Source organism: Bellilinea sp., from assembly GCF_053501535.1.
The window spans coordinates 1-21132 of the sequence record NZ_JBRCOK010000018.1 but is presented as its reverse complement, the minus strand read 5'-3'; the positions used below and the strand labels follow the sequence as shown (position 1 = coordinate 21132).

Genomic DNA, 21132 nt, shown 5'->3' with positions numbered 1-21132 from the left:
AATGTTTTAAGATAAAATCAGATTAATGCACCTGTTATTAATCCATCAGGCATTTGCTTCGCTGGATGAGGCTGGCGGTACGCGACATTACGAGATGGCGCGATTTCTGGTTTCGCGTGGTCATCGGGTCACGATTGTTGCCAGCCCGGTTTCCTACCTCACCGGTAAAAGCCAAACGGATAAAGTTCAATGGCTGGAGCGGGAACAGCCTGAAGAGGGTATTACCATCCTGAGGGTGTTTACCTATCCAGCTTTGCACAAAAGCTTTTTCCACCGGCTGGTCAGTTTTTTCAGTTTTATGATTTCTTCCTTCCTGGTTGGACTGTCGGTAAAACAGGTAGATTTGGTATGGGGTACTTCACCGCCTATTTTTCAAGGAGTAACAGCCTGGCTCATAGCCCGCATAAAAGGAGTGCGTTTTCTCTTTGAGGTGCGCGATCTATGGCCGGCCTTTGCGGTTGCAGCCGGTGTATTGCGTAATCCGTCGCTGATCAGGCTATCGGAGGGGTTGGAGCGTTTTTTATACCGTCATGCCGACCGGGTGATGGTCAACTCCCCGGGTTTCATCGAGCATGTCAGCCGTAACGGAGCGCGTTGGGTAGAACTTGTCCCGAACGGAGCGGATCCGTCCATGTTCGACCCGCATCAGAACGGCAGCCGAACGCGCCAGCAATGGGGGTTAGAGGGAGAATTTGTGGTGTTATATGCCGGTGCGCATGGCCTTTCCAATGATCTGGAAGTCGTGCTTCAATCGGCAAATATTTTAAGGGACGAACCCCATATCCGCTTTGTACTGGTCGGAGATGGCAAAGAGAAATTTCGTTTAATTCGTCAGGCGGAAGAAATGGGTTTGACCAATGTCATCTTTATGCCGCCGGTAGCAAAAAAAGAGATGAGCGAAATTCTCTCCGCGGCAGATGCCTGTCTGGCGATCCTCAAACCACTGGAATGGTATAAAACCACTTATCCGAATAAAGTATTTGATTATATGGCTGCTGCAAAACCGGTGGTGCTGGCAATTGATGGGGTAATCCGCGAGGTGGTTGAAACCCACAACGCTGGCATTGCCGTTCCACCGGGAGATCCCCAAGCATTGGCACAAGTGATTCGAAGTCTGGCTGCCGACCCGCAAAAAACCAGAGAAATGGGCCTTGCGGGCAGAAGGGCCGTAGAAAATTGCTATAATCGGAGGCAGTTCTCTATCCGGCTGGCGGAAATAATTGAAGAAATGAGGTTTTAACCATGCCAGAAAAAATTTTGATTGTTGAAGATGAACAAACCCTGCAAGAGACCCTGGCATACAACCTGACCCGGCAAGGTTATGAGGTGGAAACGGCGGGGGATGGGATTAAAGCCCTGGAAGTTGCCCGCAAAGCACATCCCGATCTGATCATACTGGATATCATGCTGCCGGGCATTGATGGCTTTGAAGTGTGCCGTATTCTGCGGCAGGAGATGACCACACCGGTATTGATGTTGACTGCCCGGGACGATGAAATTGATCGTGTCGTCGGTTTGGAAGTCGGGGCGGATGACTACCTCACCAAACCGTTTAGCATGCGCGAACTTCTGGCGCGGGTTAAAGCCATGCTGCGCCGGGTGCGCCTGATGCGTGAGGAATTCAGCGCAGCCAGCAGTGAGCCGGCTACACCTTCTCAAATAATGACTTTTGGTAATCTGGTCATTGATATTACCCGCCGTGAGGTACGCCTGAACGATCAGATTATCCCCCTCAAACCCAAGGAGTATGAATTACTTCTCTTTCTGGCTCAGCATCGCGGCCAGGTTCTTTCGCGGGAATTTATTCTCGAAAGAGTATGGGGATGGGATTATATCGGCGATAGCCGTACAGTGGATGTTCATGTGCGTTGGTTGAGGGAAAAAATCGAAGCTCAGCCGGCCCAGCCGATGCGGATTGTGACCGTTCGCGGTGCAGGGTATCGTTTTGAGGGATAAGTGATAAGATGAAACGCTCCCTGTTATGGCGGTTAGCCATTCCATTCATCCTGCTGATTATTCTGTCAGTGGGCGGGGTTAGTTTGTATGCTTACCGTTTCATGGAGCGCACCTACTATGAAAATTTACGCAACACGCTGCGTACCGAAGCCGATTTAATTGCCCGGGATGTGATCAATCATTTGCGGGAAGGGCGGATCAGCCCTGAATTGAATAATCTGGTTAATGATTATGCCGGAATCACTCGTGTGCGGGTGACCATTATCCTGCCGGATGGGCAGGTCATTGGCGAATCGGGCAGGGACCCCCTACAGGTAGAAAATCACCTCAACCGTCCGGAAGTTCAACAGGCCCTTCGGGACGGCGAAGGGAGCGCGGTGCGATTCAGTGATACTGTGCGCCAGCGGCTTTATTATCTTGCCTTGCGGATTGACGATAATAATCAACCGCTTGGGGTTGTGCGGCTTGCCAGCTCGATCGAAAAAATCGAGTCGGACTTATTGGAATTGAGGAATACCATTTTAGGCAATGCAGTGTTGGCAATTATCTTGACGATTTTGCTGGCTTTTCTGGTTGCCAATCAGACAATTACGCCATTGCGCCAGTTGACTCGCGAAGTTTCCCGGCTGGGAATTGGCAATTTCAACATCGAGTTGCCGACTCACCGCAAGGATGAAATTGGAATCCTCAGCCAGGCTTTTATTCGCATAGCAAAAAGATTGGGCGAACAAATTGAGGGATATCGGGAAGAGCGCAGCAAGCTGGATGCTGTTCTGCAAAACATGAACGACGCCATCCTGATTGTGGATGGGCAGGGTCTGGTGACTTTGATCAACCCGGCCGCCGAGCGGATTTTTAATGTTGATTCGAGCCGGGCGTTGGGTCATTCTCTGGTAGAGGTGGTACGCCAGCATCCCTTTGTTGAACTGTGGCGCACCTGTGTGAAAACCAAACGTCAGCAGATTGCAACCATCGAAACCACGCCGGAGCGTCTGTTCATTCAGGGAATTGCCACTCCGCTTGAACCTTTGCTGCCCGAAAATACGCTGCTGGTATTTCAGGATTTGACCCGCGTACGACGGCTTGAAGTGGTGCGCAGGGATTTTATCAGTAATGTTTCCCATGAATTGCGCACGCCGCTGGCTTCGCTAAAAGCGTTAACCGAAACTCTGCAGGAAGGCGCCCTGGAAGATCCCCCAGCGGCACGGCGCTTTTTGCAAAAAATGGAGAGCGAAATTGACAATATGACCCAACTGGTTCGGGAGCTGCTGGAACTCTCGCGAATTGAATCGGGCAAGGTGCCGTTCAACCTGAAGCCGGTGCAGCCGAATGATTTAGTCTCGCGGGCGGTGGAACGCATGCAATTGCAGGCGGAACGAGCCGGCCTGACCTTGCGCCAGGAATGCGCTGAGGGCTTGCCCAACGTACTCGCCGATGCGGAACGCATCGAACAGGTGCTGGTCAATCTGCTTCACAATGCGATCAAGTTCACGCCGGCAGGTGGAGAAATTGTGGCGCGGACGTGGAAAGAAGCCGGGCAGGTTATTTTCTCGGTGCAGGACACGGGTGTGGGGATTGAACCGGCTGCCCTTTCACGCATTTTTGAACGTTTTTACAAGGCGGATCAATCTCGCTCGGGAGGTGGTACGGGGTTAGGTCTTTCGATTGCCCGCCACACCATTGAAGCCCATTCCGGGCGAATTTGGGCAGAGAGCGAAGTCAACCGCGGCAGCACCTTTTACTTTTCTTTACCGGCTGCCTGAAACTGTGTAACACACAAAGGGTTGACAGAGGATGATGAGGGGGTGATTCCTGGGGTGACATTCTGATGCCCAATTCAGGAAATTTGACCGTAGCAGTGGTGAAGTAGAAGTCATAAACTAACCAATAAACGGACAATCCGCACTTTTTTTGTGAAATTTTGTTGGAATTAACCTACAGAGGAATATCGCAATGAACTCTTCGGTGACCATTCTATCTCAATGGCAGTTTGCCGTTACTTCCGTATATCACTTCTTCTTTGTACCTCTTACATTGGGGCTTTCGGTTCTGGTGGCCATTATGGAAACCATCTATGTGCGCACCGGCAACGAGCGTTACAAGCGCATGACCAAATTTTGGGGTAAATTGTTCGTCATCAATTTTGCCATGGGGGTGGTTACTGGCATTGTGCAAGAGTTTCAATTTGGGATGAACTGGTCGGAGTACTCCCGCTATGTGGGTGATATCTTCGGCGCGCCGCTGGCAATTGAGGCTTTGCTGGCATTTTTCATTGAATCAACCTTTTTGGGGGTGTGGATTTTTGGCTGGGATCGCCTCTCCAAACCGCTTCATGCGGCAGCCATCTGGCTGGTGGCGATCGCTTCAAACCTCTCGGCGTTCTGGATTCTGGTAGCCAATTCCTTTATGCAATCACCGGTGGGGTATGCGGAAGAGGGCGGCCGTTTGGTGATGCAGCAGTTTTCAGCCCTGTTGACCAACCCGTATGTATGGGGACAGTTCCCGCATACAGTATTTTCCGGGTTTACCACGGCGGCTTTCTTTGTGATGGGTATCAGTACCTATCATCTCTTAAGGCGGAAACAGGAAGACGTCTTTAAACCTTCCTTCCAACTGGCAACGGTATTTGGCGGAATATCCATTCTGATGGTGATTTTGATCGGCCACAATCAGGCGCAACAGATGGTGCGGTTGCAGCCAATGAAAATAGCCGCGGCAGAAGCCTTGCTGAATACCGAAAATCCGGCTTCTTTCTCGGTTTTTTCGGTTGTGGACCAACAAACCATGAGTGAGCAGGTTTCGCTGCGCATTCCGCGTGTTCTCAGTTTGCTGGCCTACAACCGTCTGGATGGGGAAGTTAAGGGTATCCTCGACCTGCAAAATGAGTATGAACAAAAATACGGGCCGGGCAATTATGTTCCGCCAATTGGCATCAGTTACTGGTCGTTCCGCATTATGGTGGGCAGCGGCTTTTTGATGCTGGCTTTCGCGGCTTATGCGCTGTATCGTGTGCTGCGCAATCAACTCAATGCCGAAACACGCTGGTTGAATCTCTTTTTACCCGCGATGGCGTTACCCTATCTTGCCAATATCTTTGGCTGGTTGTTGACCGAAATGGGCAGGCAGCCCTGGGTGGTCTATGGGAAACTCCGTACAGCGGATGCCGTATCGCCGAACCTGACCCCCGGAATGGTTATCACTACCTTGCTGGGATTTACAATTGTCTATGGACTGCTGATGGTGGCGGATGTTTATCTGTTGCGCAAGTACGCGATTGCCGGGGCAGAAGCGGAACTGCCCAAACCGCGCACGGTTGAAGAACAGGCTTACTGGGAATAAGGGAGGATGCTATGGATCTCAACACGCTCTGGTTTATCTTAATTGCGATATTGTTTGTCGGTTATTTTGTGCTGGAAGGTTTTGATCTGGGTGTGGGAATACTGCTGCCGTTTCTGGGCAAGAATGATACTCAGCGCAGAATGATTCTCAACACCATTGGCCCGCATTGGGACGGCAATGAGGTGTGGCTGATTACTGCCGGCGGGGCGATGTTTGCTGCTTTTCCCAACTGGTATGCAACATTGTTCAGCGGCTTTTATCTAGCCTTGTTTCTGATGTTGATTGGTCTGATTGTGCGCGGTATCGCATTGGAATTCCGTTCCAAGGATGAAAATCCATTGTGGCGCAAGTTTTGGGATTGGGCTACCTGCGTTGGCAGTTTTATCCCTTCCTTGTTGTGGGGAGTAGCCTTTGCCAATTTCATTCGGGGCGTTCCCATTAATGCCCAGAAGTACTATGTGGGCGGCTTTTGGGATTTGATTAATGTCTATTCCATTCTGGGTGGTTTGGTGACTCTGTTTGGGTTTTTACTGCAAGGGGCAATCTTCCTCTCGCTTAAAACCGAGGAACCGATTGCCAGCGCTGCCCGGCGTGCGGCAAGGCGTATCTGGGCGGGGACTACGGTAGCGCTGGTTGCCGCTACCATTGCCACTTACCTGTTTACCGATATACTGGAAAGGCTGGGAGTCAACCCCGGCCCGGTCCCAATTGGCGCTGTGCTGGCTTTGCTGGCTTGTGGCTGGTTTATCCGACAGGGACGGGACGGCTGGGCGTTTGCCAGTAACACCCTGGCAATTGTCCTTTCGACGGCTACCATTTTTTTGATATTGTATCCGCGTGTGCTTGTTTCGAGCCTCAGCCCAAATTTCAGCCTGACCATTTACAACAGTGCTTCTGGACCGAACACATTACAAACGATGACCATCGTTGCCTTGATTTTTGTCCCACTCGTTTTACTCTATCAGGGCTGGAGTTACTGGGTATTCCGCAAGCGCGTTTCAGCAAGCCCTAAGGACTTGCATTATTGATCACAAAAAAGTTTGTTAAAAGGACGGCAGGCAAATCCTGCCGTCCGCATATTTTTTTAACCAATTGTGAAATTGTACTTTACCTTAAAACAAACATGGCTTAAAATCACAGCACCACAATCCTTACGGGAGGCAGTTCATGAGCAGGCAATGTTGTCGAAAAGAAGTTGTCACCACGGATCAGGCACCAAAACCGATTGGTCCTTACTCGGCGGCGGTTAAGGGTGGGCATTTTGTTTTTACTGCCGGGCAAATTGGCATAGATCCGCAAACCGGCGAGATTGTTCAGGGAGGAATTGAAGCAGAAACTCGACAGGTGATGAAAAATCTCCGCGCGCTGCTGGAAGCTGCCGGTACAAACTTTGAACGGGTGGTTAAGACCACCATTTTTCTGCGGGATATGAATGATTTTGCGAAAGTGAACGCAATTTATGGAGAATTTTTCCCCAGTGAACCGCCGGCCCGTTCAACGGTACAGGTAGCGGCGCTGCCCAAAGGAGCAGCAGTGGAAATTGAAGTGATTGCCCTACTGCCGGAGGATAATTCCTGCTGTTGACAGAAAGATCTGAGCGATCAACCGATGTGAAACAGGAAATGGTTCAATCGGTTTCGGTCATCATCCCATGTTATAACGAGGAAAAAACTATTTCCTTGCTGTTGGACGCTATCTACCGTCAGACTTACCCTCGCCATTTGCTAGAGGTCATTATTGCCGACGGTGGTTCAGTAGATGATACCCGCAAACGAATTACCGATTTTCAGCAATCTCATCCCGATCTTAATATTCGGGTCATTGATAATCCAAAGCGGATCATACCGGCAGCGCTCAACCGCGCTATCGAGGCATCCAGTGGAGAAATCATCCTTCGGTTGGATGCCCATTGTGTGCCGGCTGAGGACTACATCGCGCGCAGTGTTCACAATTTGAATGAAGGATCAGGAGATAATGTCGGCGGATTGTGGATCATTGAGGCTGGCAGCGCGGGCTGGCTAGGACATTCGATTGCTGTGGCTGCTGCTCATCGGCTGGGGGTAGGGGATGCCCGTTACCGGTACAGCCGTAAGGCGGGGCGGGTGGATACTGTCCCGTTTGGAGCTTTCCGTCGTTCCTTAATTGAAAAAATCGGCGGGTACGATGAATCGTTGCTGACCAATGAGGATTACGAACTGAATACCCGCATCCGGCAAAATGGCGGGAGTGTATTTTTCGATCCTGCCATTCGCAGCACTTATTATGCCCGCCCCAATCTGACATCGCTGGCGCGGCAGTACTGGCGCTACGGTTACTGGAAATGGCGTATGCTGCGCCGCTATCCCCGCTCCCTGCGTTTGCGTCAGTTGCTGCCGCCCCTCTTTGTTCTCACCGTTGCTTTGATGCTGGTGCTGTCTTTCTTTTTTATGGCTGCCCGCTCTGCACTGGTCGGGCTGCTGATCATCTATGGGCTGGTGCTGATACTTTCCGCAGTTCCTCCTGCATTCCAAAAGCGTCAATGGTATCTGGTGATTGGCGTTCCGTTGGCGATTGCGACCATGCATTTCTGCTGGGGGGCTGGTTTTCTGGTCAGTATGATTCGCTCAGCCAAATCGTGAGATAATTACCGTATGGGTATGCGCTCCGTTTCACCCCGTCAAGGTCTTCGACTACGCCCAACTGAAAGACGCTCCACCCTTTTTTTGGGGGATTTTCTGGTCGCAATTGTTTCCCTTTTGCTGTCCCTCTATCTTTGGGCGCAGGGAGCTGAGTGGTATCGCTTTTCGTGGGCATTTTTACAGGAGAGAGTGCCGCTCTGGTTCTTTTTCCTGCCGGTCATCTGGCTTTTATTGCTGTCCGAGTCGTACAGTCCGCGCCGTTCCAGCATTCGCACCGAAACAGTACAAGAAATCACTCTGGCGGCGGGAATCAGCCTTGTGCTTTATTTGTTCATCTTTTTCATATCCGAACCCAACTCATTGCCCAGACGTGGTGTTGGAGTTTTCATCCTGTCGGCTTATTTTTTGACGCTGGGCTGGCGTTTTTTGTACATTCGATTATTTACCACGCCGTTATTCATGCGGCGGGTTTTGATTGTGGGCGCTGGCCGCGCTGGCAGTGAACTGGTAAGGGTTATTAAAGAGATTTGGCCGCCGCCTTTTTATCTGGTGGGTCTGGTAGATGACGATCCGGAAAAGATTGGTGGTGATGTTCTGGGCTACCCCATTCTGGGTGGAAACGAGCAATTATTTGATCTGGTGCAGGAGCATCAGGTCACTGATCTGGTGTTTGCCATCTCGGGTGAAATGAACCCGCAGATGTTCAGCCGACTTCTCGAAGCGGAAGAACAGGGGATTGAAGTAACCACCATGCCCACCATGTATGAGGAGTTGCTGGGGCGTATCCCGATTTATTATTTGCAAACCGATTGGGTGTTGCGCTCATTTGTAGATCAAGTCCATGCCAGCGGTTTTTTTGAGCTTGCAAAACGCTTGATGGATATCTTTGGTGGACTGGTTGGCTCGTTTGTGATGGTGGTGTTATTCCCAATCATCGCCCTTCTCATCCTTGTTGATTCGGGCTTTCCGATTTTCTACTATCAAATACGGCTGGGCAAAAACGGCAGGCCATATAATATGATCAAATTCCGCACCATGAGACAGGATGCTGAAAAAGATGGGATTGCCCGCCCGGCCAGCAAGAACGACGACCGTGCCACGCGGGTGGGCCGCTTTTTGCGAAAGACACACCTGGATGAATTGCCTCAGTTTATCAATGTGCTGCGCGGTGACATGAGTTTAGTTGGGCCGCGCTCGGAGAGGCCAGAATTGGTTGAAGAACTTCAAAAGCACATCCCCTTTTACCGGGCACGCCTGTTTGTCAAGCCGGGCTTAACCGGTTGGGCACAAGTCAATTATGGGTATGCCGAAAATGTGGAGATGAATGCAATCAAACTGGAGTTCGATTTATACTACATCAAACGCAGAAATTTACTTCTGGATTTTCTCATCCTCATCCGTACTGTGGGTACGGTGGTAGGATTTAAAGGTCAGTAGGTAGATGAAGAATAAACCCAATATTCGTAACCGCTATATTTTGATTGGGGATTTAGCGCTGATCGTCGTTTCGGTGATTGGCGCACTCATTCTGCGCTTTGAATTGAGCAGCTTGTTTTTTGCTTACCTGCCATTTGCCTATTGGATGATTGCCGTTGCGCTGGTAGTCAAACCGATCGTGTACTACTTTTTTGGTTTATACAGGCGCATGTGGATGTACGCCTCTGTGGAGGAACTGAAACTGATTGTGATTGCTGTAAGCACTGCTTCAGTAATCGTTGCGCTGGTGATGTTGCTGCTGTTCACACGCGGTTTTCTGCCGGGTTATTTACGCTCGGTGTTGGTCATTGACTGGTTGCTCTCGCTGGCAATGGTTGGTGGACTGCGTTTCACTTTCCGATTTCTGGCAGAAACTCGCCGCCGCTTTGGAGAAATGCAGGCAGGCAGGGTGAAGCGGGTTTTGATTGTGGGTGCCGGTGATGCCGGCGCACTGGTCGTCAAGGAATTGCAAAAAAATCCGCAATTGAACCTGATACCGGTTGGCTTTTTGGACGATAATCCAACCAAGCAAAAACAACAGATTCACGGGGTACCTGTGGTGGGTACGATTAACGAGATGACGCGCTGGTTAGAAAAATTACGGGTGGATGAAGTCATCATTGCCATACCCAGCGCACCAGGGCGTGTAGTGAGGATGGTTGCTGATGTAGCCCGCCTGAAGGGCATTCCTTTCCGCACAATGCCGGGCATTTATGAGCTGTTGGGTGGACGAGTCAGTGTCAGCCGATTACGCGAAGTGGATATTACCGACCTGCTGCGCCGCCAACCCACTCGAATAAAAGAGGAGTGGATTGGTGAAGTACTCGCAGATAAGGTCGTCCTGGTGACCGGTGCAGGGGGTTCAATTGGCAGAGAATTATGCCGTCAGATTGCCCGCTATAACCCGGCTGAACTGATTATGCTGGGGCATGGAGAAAACAGCATCTTTGAAGGTCTATTAGAACTCAAAGATCATTTTCCATCGCTGATGATTCGTCCGGTGATTGCCGATGTGCGCGACCGAATGCGGCTCAATCAGGTTTTCAGCCAGTTTCATCCGCAAATCGTTTTCCACGCCGCAGCTCACAAACATGTTTCATTGATGGAAGTCAATGTGGAAGAAGCCGTTACCAATAATATCCTTGGTACCAAAAATCTGGTGGAATTGGCAATCGAGCATCGGGTGGAACGGTTGGTGATGATTTCTTCCGATAAGGCGGTTCGTCCGGCGAATGTGATGGGTGCTACCAAGCGAATTGCCGAAATGCTCGTGATTGATGCGGCTTTGAGGACAGGAATGGCGTTTTCGGTGGTGCGCTTTGGCAATGTATTGGGTAGCCGCGGCAGTGTTGTGCCAATTTTCAAGCAGCAAATTGCCCGCGGCGGGCCGATCACCATCACTCATCCGGACATGAAGCGGTATTTCATGACCATTCCAGAAGCGGTTTACCTCGTTTTGCAGGCTGCCGGGATGAGCAAGGGCGCCGAAACTTTTGTGCTGAATATGGGGCAGCAGGTGCGCATCCTCGACCTGGCAGAGGATTTGATTCGCCTTTCCGGGCTTGAACCCGGCAAGGATATTGACATTGTTTTTACAGGGGTGCGCCCGGGTGAAAAATTAAGCGAAGACCTGTGGGATGAGGGTTTCCAATTCCTGGCTACCGAACATCCAGATATTTTCCGCTCACAAAATACCGAACCGCTCAGCAGTGAGCGGCTGACCCAATTTGTGGATGAGCTGATTAATCTCGCCCGTGAAGGTTCCGGCGAGGAGATCATTCAATTGATGGATCAATTTATTCCCGGCGCTGTTATTCAAAGTACACCTCCGCCGGAGATTACCTCGATTATCTGATGCCTGTACTGGATGCAAACCAATGGAACTCCTTTATCGCTCGTTTCCCGACGGCTCATCTGCTGCAAACTGCCGAATGGGGCGAGTTCAAAGCGGCATTTGGCTGGCTGCCGCTGCGTGTGGCAAATGATCATTCCGGCGCTCAGATTCTTTTTCGTCGTTTGCCGCTTGGGCTGACGGTTGCTTACATTCCCAAAGGGCCGCTTGGATCAGACTGGGCAGACCTGTTGATTGAGGTGGATGCACATTGCCGCCGCAGACGGGCTGTTTTTCTAAAAGTGGAACCGGACTGCTGGGAAGGGTGCACCGGGCAGCCAACCCTAGACGAGATCTTTCGGGGCTGGGAGCAGTCCAATCCCATTCAACCCCGCCGGACGGTGGAAATCAATCTGACGGGAGATGAGGAGGACTGGCTCAATCGCATGAAACAGAAGACCCGCTATAACATCCGCCTTGCTCAGCGCAAGGAAGTGGTGGTGGAATTTTCCAGCGATGTTGAATTGTTTCATCGAATGATGCTGGTTACCGGTCAACGAGATGGATTTGGGGTGCACTCGCTGGCGTATTATCAACGCGCTTTTGATTTGTTTTCACCCAAAGGGATGTGCGCTTTATTGTTGGCTACCTATCAGCAAAAACCTTTAGCGGGTTTGATGGTTTTTGCCTTTGGTCAGCGGGCATGGTATTTTTATGGTGCATCCACCAACGAGGAGCGTAACCGAATGCCGACTTATTTACTGCAATGGGAAGCCATGCGCTGGGCGGCTTCGCGGGGCTGCACGGTTTATGATTTATGGGGTATCCCGGATGAGGATGAAACGGTGTTGGAAGATCAATTCTCAGCGCGGGAGGATGGTTTATGGGGGGTTTACCGTTTCAAACGCGGTTTTGGCGGGCAAATACGCCGCTCGGTTGGGGCATGGGATCGAGTTTACCAGCCGCTTTTGTATAAAATATATCAGCAGATTACCGCCCGGCGGCGTTTGGATGGGTAGTGACATGGGCTATTGTTATGAGTGTGGTGCACAATTGACATGGCAACCGATCGAGAATCGCCAACGAGAGATGTGTCCACGCTGCGGATGGGTAAATTACCCGCAATTGAAGGTGAGCGCCGCCGCCATGGTCATACAGAAAGGGCTGCTGCTGCTGGTAAGACGGGCAACCCCTCCATGGCAGGGATGCTGGTATTTGCCAGCCGGATATGTGGAAGCCGATGAAGACCCTGTGAGGGCAGCCGAGCGTGAACTTTGCGAGGAAACCGGCCTGCAAGCTCAATGTGATGTTTTGCATGGGGTATATTTTTTCGATGATGATCCCCGCGGTAATGGGCTGCTGCTGGTATATCGTTCACATCTAACCGGAGGAGGATTGAATTTGAACGGTGAAGCTGACCGGGCTGGCTTTTTCAGCGCTGATGAGCTGCCTTCTCCCCTGACCGGTGCGGGTCATGACCGCGCGATTGCGGATTGGGTGGCATCGTTGACCGGCTCATGAAAGCGATGGACATGGAATTTCACCAATGGAATAACCTGATTTTTGACTTGCCGGCTGCTCATATTTTGCAAACCCGTCAATGGGCGGATATCAAGGCGCGCCATCGTTGGAGGCCGCTTCCTCAAATCTGGCGGGATGATAACGGGCGTATAAAGGCTGCCGCAATGGTGTTGGAACGCAGCTTGAAAGTGGGTGGTTTTTCGGATGTAGTTCGGGTGATGTATGTCCCGCGCGGTCCGCTGCTAGATTGGCGGGATGAAAAGTGGGGCATACAGGTAATTTCTGATCTGGAAAAACTGGCTCAGCGGCGGCGCGCGATTTTTATAAAGATAGACCCGGAGGTCGTGGTTGGCAGGGGCATTCCCCAAACAGAAGAAGCGATTGAAGATGGGTATGGACAAAATGTTGTGGACTGGCTGCAACAACGCAAATGGCGCTTTTCCCCGGAGCAAATTCAATTTCGCAATACGGTCTGGCTGGATTTAAGTGGTACGGAGGAGGAGTGGCTGGCGCGGATGAAGCAAAAGAGCCGCTACAATCTGCGTCTGGCGCAGCGCAAAGGAGTAAAAGTTCGACTGGGAAGTATGCAGGATTTGCCACTGCTTTACCGGATGTATGCCGAAACCTCGTTGCGGGATGGATTTACCATCCGAAACGAAGATTATTACCTGACGGTTTGGCGGGAATTTTTGGAAGCCGATATGGCCGAAGTGCTGCTTGCGGAGGTAGAAGGCGAGGTGGTGGCAGGACTGGTATTGTTCTTCTTTGCCGGGCGGGCCTGGTATCTCTATGGAATGTCACGCAATGTTCACCGTGACAAGATGCCCAATTATCCTCTCCAGTGGGAAGCGATGCGGCGCGCAAAAGCCAGAGGCTGTCAGGTTTATGATTTATGGGGCGCACCGGATGAATTCAATGAGCAGGATCGCATGTGGGGGGTGTTTCGATTCAAGCAGGGTCTCGGCGGAGAGGTTATTCGCACAATCGGTGCATGGGATTACCCTGCCCGACCGTTGATGTATGCGCTTTATTTGCAGGTTCTGCCACGCCTGCTGAGCTGGATGCGCAGGCGCGGAGAGGAGCAAACCCGCAGGGAGGTTGGTGTATGATACCACGTGTTCGATTTGCTCATTTACCCACGCCGATTGAACCGCTGCCGCGGCTGGGAGCAGCATTGGGCGGGGCTAGACTATGGGTCAAACGGGATGACTTGACCGGTCTGGCAGGGGGCGGCAACAAAACCCGTAAACTGGAATATATACTTGCGGAAGCTCAGGCGAACGGAGCACGCACCCTGATAACGGTTGGGGCGGTGCAGTCCAATCATTGCCGGCAGACGGCGGCGTTGGCGGCTCGATATGGGTTGGGGTGTATTTTAGTTCTTTCGGGGGAGAGGGAAGATCAGCCTTCCGGCAATGTGCTTTTGGATCGCCTCTTTGGGGCAGAAATCATCTATTGTGCGGCGGAAGAACGCAATCAGGTTCTTCAACAGGTCTTTGAAGAAGCCTGGGTGGCCGGAAAAAGACCCTATTTGATCCCGCTCGGCGCTTCGACACCTGTGGGTGCATTTGGTTACGTCACAGCATTTGAGGAGTTTCTTAACCAAGGGGTGGAGGTGGATTGGATCGTGGTTGCTTCCTCATCGGCCGGTACGCAAGCGGGGTTGATGTTAGCAGCCTTAAAAGCAGGCTGGGCGGGAAAAATACTGGGTATCAGCATAGATCATCCTGCCGCCGAATTACAATTACGGGTTGCTGAATTAGTGAACGAGGCAGCCGAAAGAATCGGTTCTAAGATTCACTGTCAGCCGGTGGATGTAATGGTCAATGATCAGTATCTTGGGAAAGGGTATGGTATTCCTTCCTCAGAAGAAATTGAAGCCATTCGCCTGTTTGCACGGTATGAGGGCTTGCTGTTGGATCCGGTTTACACCGGACGAGCTGCTGCTGCATTAATAGATCTCATTCGCAAGGGTTATTTCAAACCGCAGGAACGCATCCTGTTCTGGCACACCGGTGGCACGCCGGCATTGTTTGCCGAACGTTACCGCTTGTTGTTGGCGGAATGACCTGCCTCACGGTTTGAGTGACGGGCGCCAGGTTGGGCCAAAGTCAAAATCCTTATCCGTGGTAAGCCGAGTCAGGTTGGCGCCATTGATGGTCATCAAGTAAATATCATGATTGCGTCCATCCGGCCAGCCTTCAAAAGCGAGCCAGTTTCCGTCGGGTGATACACTGACTTGAGCAACCGGTCCTGGATCGGGCTGACCGCGCGGTGGGATGCGTACCGCCCGCGTGGTGAAGCGGTCTTCGTAGCGCAGGGCAAACAAGTTGGGAATGCCATCTGATTTCAATTGACTGTACAGGATAATTGTTCCATCCGGTACCCACTGAGGCCAGAGGTCATTCACTTCACCGCTTAGCGAAAAGCGGTTCTGGAACTGACCACTATCCGCCATGATCCAGATTTGCCCGTACACCAGTTCTCGAACATAGGCAATTTGGGTGCCAGTGGGTGACCAGGCCGGCTGTTTTTCGACATAGCGCTCACTGGTCAGTTGTTTTAGGCTGCCATCCAGAAAGTTGTAAACATAAATATCCGGGTTGCCGGCGCGGGTGGAGGTGAAAGCAATCCGGTTGCCATCCGGCGACCAGGCCGGGTCATAATCTGAAGCCGGACTGGCGGGCAAGGGGAGGGGCAAGGGGTCAGTGCTGCTGGTAAGGTCAAGGATGTAAATCTTGGCGTTTTCGTATTGATCACGCCTGCCAGCGCATGGGGATATAAATGCCAGTTTCTGCCCATCGGGTGACCAGGTGGGCTGGCAGGCGCCATCCGGCATATTGGTAAGCGGACGCTGCTGGGTGCCATCTGAATTCATCAACCAAACCTGCATCAGGCCGGTTCGATTGGAGGCAAAGGCAATTTGACCACTTCCGCCCAATGCCGTAGGAGAGGGGCTGAAGGTGACGGTTGGAGTTGGTGTATCGGTGGGGTCAGGTGTGGGGGTTGAAGTTGGAGGTGGAGCGGGAGTATCGGTGGGGGTTGTTGTGGGTGGGGGGACAAAGGCAATGGGCTGTGTAGCGGTTGCAAAATTCACAAACAAGGTTGGCGAGGGTAAGGCCGGGAACAAAGCGCTCCGCAAAGCCAGCGGAACGCCCGGTTCAACGATAAAAAAGATGGTCAGCACGCTTGCCAGCAACAGGGAAAATGGCAGTAAACCGTTGTTTCGTCTTCGGCGGGCAACCGGTTTGGAAGTACGCCTTTTCAACATAGGATCCATGACCGCAACAGGCTGCGATTCTTCTTCAGAGGCTGGAAGCGCTTCGCTGGAAGGAAGAAGGTTTTGTATGGGTGGAGGAGTTACGGTGATCTGGCTGATGGGCGGACGGTCAATCTCGCTGGCATTGAGCAGGGCTTGCTTAAATTCCAGCGCCGTTTGATAGCGGTCATCAGGATCGATTGCCAAGGCTTTTTCGATTACAGCAGCCAGTTTGCGGGAGGTTTTGGGCGCAAATTCCCGCACTGGTGTCAGTTCTGCTTTGCCAGTTGCCCGCGATAAGCCATCCTCAGGGATGGTACCGGTCAGGCAGGCATACAGGGTCGCACCAAGCGAGTAGATGTCTGTGCGGGGATCGGTGGGGGCTGTACCATATTGTTCAGGCGGGGAGTAGCCGGGCGTCATGGCTCTGGCGCCGGTGGTGGTTTGCTGGTTACCGCTCATTACCTTGGCCAGCCCGAAATCCACAAGGGCGATCTGCCCTTCGGGGGTGATTTTAATGTTACCGGGTTTGATATCGCGGTGAATAATGGGAGGTGTGCGGGTATGAAGGTAATGCAGCGCGTCGCAGATTGCCACCCCAATCAGGATCACTTCTTCTTCAGGAAGAGTGCCCAACCGTTCGATGCGCTGGCGTAAATCTTCCCCGTCAATATAATCCATGATCAGGTATTGTCCCTGACCCGGAATGGTAAAATAATCTCCTACGCGGGGCAGGTTGGGATGGCGTAAACTGGCAAGGATGTTGGCTTCTCTTTGAAACTGGCGGGCATACTCATCCGTCAAAAATAGATTTTCTTTAACGGCTACCGCAATGCCCAAATTTTCATCCATCGCCTGATATACCGAACCCATCCCACCCTGACCAAGGATGGAGACGATTCTGTAACGGTTGTTGAGAACAGTACCAGCGGCAAGCGGCATTATAGATTGATTCTACCTAAATTAAAAATTGCCTGCAACGAATTCGAAGACGGGTTTTCATTAATGAAAGGTGTTTTCGGTAGAAGGGTTTTAGTCGTGCTATAATCACCGATAGTGGCTATGCCGAACAGGATATCACAATGAATTTGGACATTCGCACAGCCGTTCAAACCGCTTTTCTCCTTTTGCTTCTGGGCGTAATTCTCAGTATCATCACCGGAGTTCGCACCATTCAATCCGGTAAACGGTTGCTGTATTTCCGTAAGCGACGCGAGATGGTTTCGCGCGGCTGGCGGTTAATCTTTATGGCGATTCTTCTGGGTGGATTTGCCTTTGCGGTCAACCGCTATGCGGAACCGGTGGCTTACCAGATCTTTCCACCTTCGCCGACCATCACCCTGACCCCCACCATTACCCTGACACCTACGATTTCTCTTACCCCAACCATTACCCTGACGCCGACACTCACCGAAACGCCGCTCGAATCATCAACGCCAGTGTTGCCGGATGAGATTGCTGCTCAAATTGAAACGACCATTACACCCAATCCTGAATCGGTTTTCAGCCGGGTGGTAATTTCAAAACGAATTGACCAGGACTTTCAGCCGGTCGATCCCCAGACTGAATTTCAAAATCCGGTTGGCAAATTGTACGGCACATTCAGCTACGATAAAATGTCTGCCGGTGGTCAGTGGTCGGTGGTTTGGGTGCGCCTGGCAGATAACAAAATTTTGTGTTTTCTGACCGAGCCGTGGACAGGCAGTACTGGCGGTTATGGTTATTCGGAATGTGAGCCACCCGCCAGCGAATGGCTGCCCGGCGAATATCAGGTACGGATCTTTGTTGGGTTGCAGTGGAAATCATTTGGTCAGTTCACTGTGGTGGGTGAACCACCGACTCCTACCCCAACCGCAACACCCACGCGCACCCCTTCTCCCTCCGCTACTGCCAGCGGGACGCCCACGCCTACTTTTACGCGTACGGTTACTCTGACGCTCACCCCCACCCATACCCGCACGATTACCCTGACTCAAACCCCTACTCATACCCGCACAATAACATTGACCCCTACGCCTTCCCGCACGCCGACGATAACCCCAACCCCCACCGTCACGCGAACCTTACGACCAACCGATACGCGTTGGCCGACATCCACACCCTGAAGCGGTTGGATGTTAAACCCGGGGTGACGCCCCGCTCATTTCCGAGATGGCGATGGCAATATCAGCAGCCAACCGGCCATTGTTCAACAACAAAGCCAGATTTGCCTGCATACTGGCGCCACCGGTCAGTTGATTGACTTTTTCCAGCAAATAGGGGGTTACAGCCGACCCATGGATGCCCATCTGTTCTGCCTGGCGCACCGCTTGTTGAATGATGGTTTCGATTTCCTCTGCCGGGAGGGCATGTTCAGCAGGCGGGGGGTTCGCCACCAAAACAGCCGAATGAATACCCGCTCCCCAATGAGCCAGCGCTACCCGAGCAATTTCACTGGCATGTAGGCATGCAAGGTTGACTTTAAGACCTGATTGACGGGAGTAGAAGGCAGGAAATTCCTCACTCTGGTAGCCAATCACGGGTACCCCAAGAGTTTCCAGTACTTCCAGGGTGGCAGGCAGGTCAAGGATGGCTTTGGCTCCCGCACATACCACCACCAGTGGTGTACGACTTAATTCGTGAAGGTCTGCCGATACATCGAAAGGCGCGTTGCGATGAACCCCTCCAATTCCGCCAGTGGCAAATACCCGAATGCCGGCTTGATGGGCGGCGAACAGTGTACCTGCTACCGTTGTTCCACCGGATTCGCTCTGCGATAAGGCAATCCCAAAATCACGGCGGCTGATTTTTCGGCAGTGCTTCATTTTTGCCAGCCGCTCGATTTCAGCGGGGGATAAACCTACCCGAATTTTTCCATTCAAAACCGCAATGGTAGCTGGCTCGACATTGTGCTGACGGATGGTGTCTTCCATCTCGAATGCCAGTTGCTGATTGTAAGGATACGGCAATCCGTGAGTGATGACTGCCGATTCGAGCGCTACGACCGGTTTGCCTGAAAACAACGCTTTACGGATGGGGTTAGCGATTTCAAGAAAGTTGTTGATGCTCATTTAGATAATCAATCTGTCATATAGAAGTTCAAGGGAGAGGTTTGGCACTACCGCCCCCGTATGAGTCAAGGTGAGAGAGGCAGCCGTCACCCCTAATCGGATGGCTTCGTCAATGTCCATTCCATTCAAAATGCCGAACAAAGTTGTGGCAGTCAGTGCATCCCCTGCTCCGATGCTATCTACAATTCGGGTCAACACGGCGGGAATATGCCCGGAGGTTTGCGAGGTCGCATAACACACTCCCCCTTCGCCAATTGGAATTACGGCAATTTCCACGCCCATGCGCACAAATTCTCGTGCCGCTGCCAGGGCATTGGTCATGTCATAGACCTCGATGCGATTATTAAGCAGGGCAGAGGCTTCACTGCGATTGGCATTCAACAGGAAAAGGCGCGGGATGTGATTTTCAAGGCGTTTGGCCAGCAGGGTGGAAGTTGCATCCGCACAAACGGGCACATTGTGACGCCTGGCCAGTGAAAATACTGTCCTGAGGGTGGCAGGCGCCAAATTGGCATCCACAAAGACGAGGGCAGATTGGGCAAATAAATCAGATTGGGAACGCAGATAAGCCGAAGATACATGACGGAGAATGGTCATGTCATCCAGCCCATAGGAAAGGTTGCCCTTGTCGTCCAGTATGGCAATGTACGCGGCTGTGGCGGCATCGCTGACCTGTATACAACAGTTGACATCCACGCCGGCAGATGCGGTGTGATTGAGCAGTTGTTTACCAAGATCATCTTTGCCAACTGCAGAAACGAGCGTAACAGGCTGGCCCAAACGGGCAAGGTTTTCAGCCACGTTGCGGGCAACGCCGCCAAAAGAGGTGCGAACATGCGCAGGGTTAGAGGTGCCGGACTCAGGTGTGCCGATGGGTTGCCCAAGCACATCCAGACTGGCAGCCCCAATCACAAGTACCCGTTTATCGGGATGAAAATTGTCCACATCCATACCTGATCCTCTTGGGTTGGCGGAAAGTTCTGATTTTTTTATTCTACCAGACAATCCAACCCTTCTTACAGGAAAGTTGCCCCACTGCTGGAAAGGAAATTTTCCAGAGCGGTGTGAATGCACTGTCTGGCAGTGATCAGTCTGGTTGGGACGACCTGTCCCTGCGAGCTCAGTTCGGCAATCATTTTACTGAGCTGGGCTTCAAAATAACGCAAAATCTCATAACAAACCTGGTCGGGCTTGTAACCTTGCCTGTTGAGCTGAGCAATGGCAAGAAAAATATCCTGTTGAATAATGCGCTGATAGGTTTGTAAACGGGCTTGATTGCGAATTTCATCCAGCACACGCGGACTGGAACGGGTCATGTTCTCGCTGGTCAAGCGCCAGGCTTCGATGTGTTGGTCCAGCAAGATGGGGTGGGTCGTGTTCCATGTGCCGACGTTGATCCATTCCAGGCGTAAACCGCGCTGGCGGGCTGCCAGGGGAAATTCTTGTGTAAAGCTTTTGAAAAAATTGCTCAACTGCGGACGGGGGACAAAAACAGGGGGCGGCAGCGGTTGAGGCATTTGAGGGGAATAAATAAAACGCAAAGGGCGGCGCAAAGGCTGACTCCATGCAATCCGTTGGATGGTGCTTTCCAGTTCCACCTGCCTGCGGATTTCAGGTTCTCCTACTGCCGAGAGAATCTCGCTGAAGGTATGATTCTGAATGAAGCGTAGGAGATGATCTTCGACCAGTTCGGTCATTGCGTGAGTCCAATGTTCACCAACCTGTTGATAGGTAAGCCAGTACAAATCGCGGAGATGCGCCGGATAAGGATTGTTCAAAGGGGTGTTGCCGCTCTGCCGCCAGATGCTGAACAGCAAATTGACATCCTGTATCTCAATTTTGATCCCATCCTTGGTTCTGCCAATGATTTTGTCGTAATGAAAGGTGTGGTCGCGCACGTCAATAATGCGGCGCAGGCGTTCGAAGCCTTGCAGGGTGCGCTCTTTTTTGCTCATTCCCGCGCGGATAAAATGAGGATTGCCATCCAGCCGCTCAAAGACCACAGCAAATTCGGGATTGGGTTTGACAATTCCCGGCCCGCCAATTTGAATGAAGGGGGATTTCCGCTGTTCGGGTGTTAAT

18 protein-coding genes are annotated in these 21132 nt (G+C 51.8%); 14 read left to right on the top strand and 4 right to left on the bottom strand.

Annotation, left to right across the window (positions count from 1 at the left end):
• Positions 1-25 precede the first annotated feature (25 nt).
• The 13 genes from ACWIZX_RS01345 (at position 26) to ACWIZX_RS01285 (ending at position 14809) form a co-directional block, all read left to right on the top strand.
• The gene (locus ACWIZX_RS01345; RefSeq protein ID WP_448334585.1) at positions 26-1240 is read left to right on the top strand and encodes a glycosyltransferase family 4 protein; all 1215 of its coding nucleotides are present in this window, start codon (positions 26-28) and stop codon (positions 1238-1240) included.
• Positions 1241-1242: 2 nt separating this feature from the next.
• Positions 1243-1956 carry a response regulator transcription factor gene (locus tag ACWIZX_RS01340; protein WP_322792521.1) on the top strand — a complete coding sequence of 238 codons (714 nt, stop codon included), beginning with the start codon at positions 1243-1245 and terminating at the stop codon, positions 1954-1956.
• A gap of 8 nt (positions 1957-1964) precedes the next feature.
• A complete protein-coding gene (locus ACWIZX_RS01335) occupies positions 1965-3719 on the top strand; it encodes an ATP-binding protein (RefSeq protein WP_322792520.1) in 1755 nt (584 codons plus the stop codon).
• A gap of 190 nt (positions 3720-3909) precedes the next feature.
• Positions 3910-5295 (top strand): cytochrome ubiquinol oxidase subunit I, encoded by a 1386-nt coding sequence (locus ACWIZX_RS01330; protein ID WP_448334584.1) that lies wholly within the window; start codon positions 3910-3912, stop codon positions 5293-5295.
• An 11-nt stretch (positions 5296-5306) separates the two neighbouring features.
• Complete coding sequence (gene cydB / locus ACWIZX_RS01325; protein WP_448334583.1) at positions 5307-6323, top strand: cytochrome d ubiquinol oxidase subunit II; 1017 nt, start codon at positions 5307-5309, stop codon at positions 6321-6323.
• Between the two features lie 139 nt (positions 6324-6462).
• Entirely contained in the window at positions 6463-6879 is a 417-nt protein-coding gene (locus ACWIZX_RS01320) for a RidA family protein (RefSeq protein ID WP_448334582.1), read from the top strand.
• A complete protein-coding gene (locus ACWIZX_RS01315; protein WP_322792516.1) occupies positions 6876-7913 on the top strand; it encodes a glycosyltransferase family 2 protein in 1038 nt (345 codons plus the stop codon). The genes ACWIZX_RS01320 and ACWIZX_RS01315 overlap by 4 nt, the downstream gene beginning before the upstream one ends.
• 12 nt (positions 7914-7925) lie before the next feature.
• A complete protein-coding gene (locus ACWIZX_RS01310) occupies positions 7926-9350 on the top strand; it encodes a sugar transferase (protein WP_448334581.1) in 1425 nt (474 codons plus the stop codon).
• Between the two features lie 4 nt (positions 9351-9354).
• Positions 9355-11244: a polysaccharide biosynthesis protein gene (locus ACWIZX_RS01305; RefSeq protein WP_448334580.1), complete on the top strand. Its 1890-nt coding sequence runs from the start codon at positions 9355-9357 to the stop codon at positions 11242-11244.
• A complete protein-coding gene (locus ACWIZX_RS01300; RefSeq protein ID WP_322792513.1) occupies positions 11244-12239 on the top strand; it encodes a lipid II:glycine glycyltransferase FemX in 996 nt (331 codons plus the stop codon). Before ACWIZX_RS01305 ends, ACWIZX_RS01300 begins: the two co-directional genes overlap by 1 nt.
• Positions 12232-12741 carry an NUDIX hydrolase gene (locus ACWIZX_RS01295; protein ID WP_416181030.1) on the top strand — a complete coding sequence of 170 codons (510 nt, stop codon included), beginning with the start codon at positions 12232-12234 and terminating at the stop codon, positions 12739-12741. Before ACWIZX_RS01300 ends, ACWIZX_RS01295 begins: the two co-directional genes overlap by 8 nt.
• A gap of 11 nt (positions 12742-12752) precedes the next feature.
• On the top strand, positions 12753-13850 hold the full coding sequence (locus ACWIZX_RS01290; RefSeq protein WP_448334579.1) for a lipid II:glycine glycyltransferase FemX: 1098 nt from the start codon (positions 12753-12755) through the stop codon (positions 13848-13850).
• Complete coding sequence (locus ACWIZX_RS01285) at positions 13847-14809, top strand: D-cysteine desulfhydrase family protein (RefSeq protein ID WP_322792510.1); 963 nt, start codon at positions 13847-13849, stop codon at positions 14807-14809. Before ACWIZX_RS01290 ends, ACWIZX_RS01285 begins: the two co-directional genes overlap by 4 nt.
• Before the next feature lie 6 nt (positions 14810-14815).
• Here the strand turns inward: ACWIZX_RS01285 and ACWIZX_RS01280 are convergent, their stop codons facing one another.
• Positions 14816-16942, bottom strand: coding sequence for a WD40 repeat domain-containing serine/threonine protein kinase (locus ACWIZX_RS01280; protein ID WP_448334578.1), 2127 nt, complete (start codon positions 16940-16942; stop codon positions 14816-14818).
• 140 nt (positions 16943-17082) lie between these two features.
• Between ACWIZX_RS01280 and ACWIZX_RS01275 the strand changes: the two genes are divergently transcribed.
• Positions 17083-18105: a hypothetical protein gene (locus tag ACWIZX_RS01275; protein ID WP_448334577.1), complete on the top strand. Its 1023-nt coding sequence runs from the start codon at positions 17083-17085 to the stop codon at positions 18103-18105.
• Between the two features lie 12 nt (positions 18106-18117).
• Here ACWIZX_RS01275 and ACWIZX_RS01270 read toward each other — a convergent pair whose 3' ends face one another.
• From ACWIZX_RS01270 to ACWIZX_RS01260, 3 genes are all read right to left on the bottom strand, one after another.
• The gene (locus ACWIZX_RS01270) at positions 18118-19050 is read right to left on the bottom strand and encodes a pseudouridine-5'-phosphate glycosidase (protein WP_448334576.1); all 933 of its coding nucleotides are present in this window, start codon (positions 19048-19050) and stop codon (positions 18118-18120) included.
• The gene (locus ACWIZX_RS01265) at positions 19051-20001 is read right to left on the bottom strand and encodes a carbohydrate kinase family protein (protein ID WP_448334575.1); all 951 of its coding nucleotides are present in this window, start codon (positions 19999-20001) and stop codon (positions 19051-19053) included.
• 65 nt (positions 20002-20066) lie between these two features.
• A partial coding sequence (locus tag ACWIZX_RS01260; RefSeq protein ID WP_448334574.1) for a hypothetical protein occupies positions 20067-21132 on the bottom strand: 1066 nt, incomplete at its 5' end.

Excerpts from the sequence above, each read along its gene's own strand:
- ACWIZX_RS01285 (WP_322792510.1), top strand. The coding sequence starts at position 13,847 with ATGATACCACGTGTTCGATTTGCTCATTTACCCACGCCGATTGAACCG.
- ACWIZX_RS01280 (WP_448334578.1), bottom strand. The coding sequence starts at position 16,942 with ATGCCGCTTGCCGCTGGTACTGTTCTCAACAACCGTTACAGAATCGTC.
- ACWIZX_RS01310 (WP_448334581.1), top strand. The coding sequence starts at position 7,926 with ATGGGTATGCGCTCCGTTTCACCCCGTCAAGGTCTTCGACTACGCCCA.
- ACWIZX_RS01300 (WP_322792513.1), top strand. The coding sequence starts at position 11,244 with ATGCCTGTACTGGATGCAAACCAATGGAACTCCTTTATCGCTCGTTTC.
- ACWIZX_RS01345 (WP_448334585.1), top strand. The coding sequence starts at position 26 with ATGCACCTGTTATTAATCCATCAGGCATTTGCTTCGCTGGATGAGGCT.
- ACWIZX_RS01330 (WP_448334584.1), top strand. The coding sequence starts at position 3,910 with ATGAACTCTTCGGTGACCATTCTATCTCAATGGCAGTTTGCCGTTACT.
- ACWIZX_RS01275 (WP_448334577.1), top strand. The coding sequence starts at position 17,083 with ATGAATTTGGACATTCGCACAGCCGTTCAAACCGCTTTTCTCCTTTTG.
- ACWIZX_RS01270 (WP_448334576.1), bottom strand. The coding sequence starts at position 19,050 with ATGAGCATCAACAACTTTCTTGAAATCGCTAACCCCATCCGTAAAGCG.
- ACWIZX_RS01335 (WP_322792520.1), top strand. The coding sequence starts at position 1,965 with ATGAAACGCTCCCTGTTATGGCGGTTAGCCATTCCATTCATCCTGCTG.
- ACWIZX_RS01340 (WP_322792521.1), top strand. The coding sequence starts at position 1,243 with ATGCCAGAAAAAATTTTGATTGTTGAAGATGAACAAACCCTGCAAGAG.
- ACWIZX_RS01305 (WP_448334580.1), top strand. The coding sequence starts at position 9,355 with ATGAAGAATAAACCCAATATTCGTAACCGCTATATTTTGATTGGGGAT.
- ACWIZX_RS01320 (WP_448334582.1), top strand. The coding sequence starts at position 6,463 with ATGAGCAGGCAATGTTGTCGAAAAGAAGTTGTCACCACGGATCAGGCA.
- ACWIZX_RS01290 (WP_448334579.1), top strand. The coding sequence starts at position 12,753 with ATGGAATTTCACCAATGGAATAACCTGATTTTTGACTTGCCGGCTGCT.
- ACWIZX_RS01265 (WP_448334575.1), bottom strand. The coding sequence starts at position 20,001 with ATGGATGTGGACAATTTTCATCCCGATAAACGGGTACTTGTGATTGGG.
- ACWIZX_RS01295 (WP_416181030.1), top strand. The coding sequence starts at position 12,232 with ATGGGTAGTGACATGGGCTATTGTTATGAGTGTGGTGCACAATTGACA.
- cydB (WP_448334583.1), top strand. The coding sequence starts at position 5,307 with ATGGATCTCAACACGCTCTGGTTTATCTTAATTGCGATATTGTTTGTC.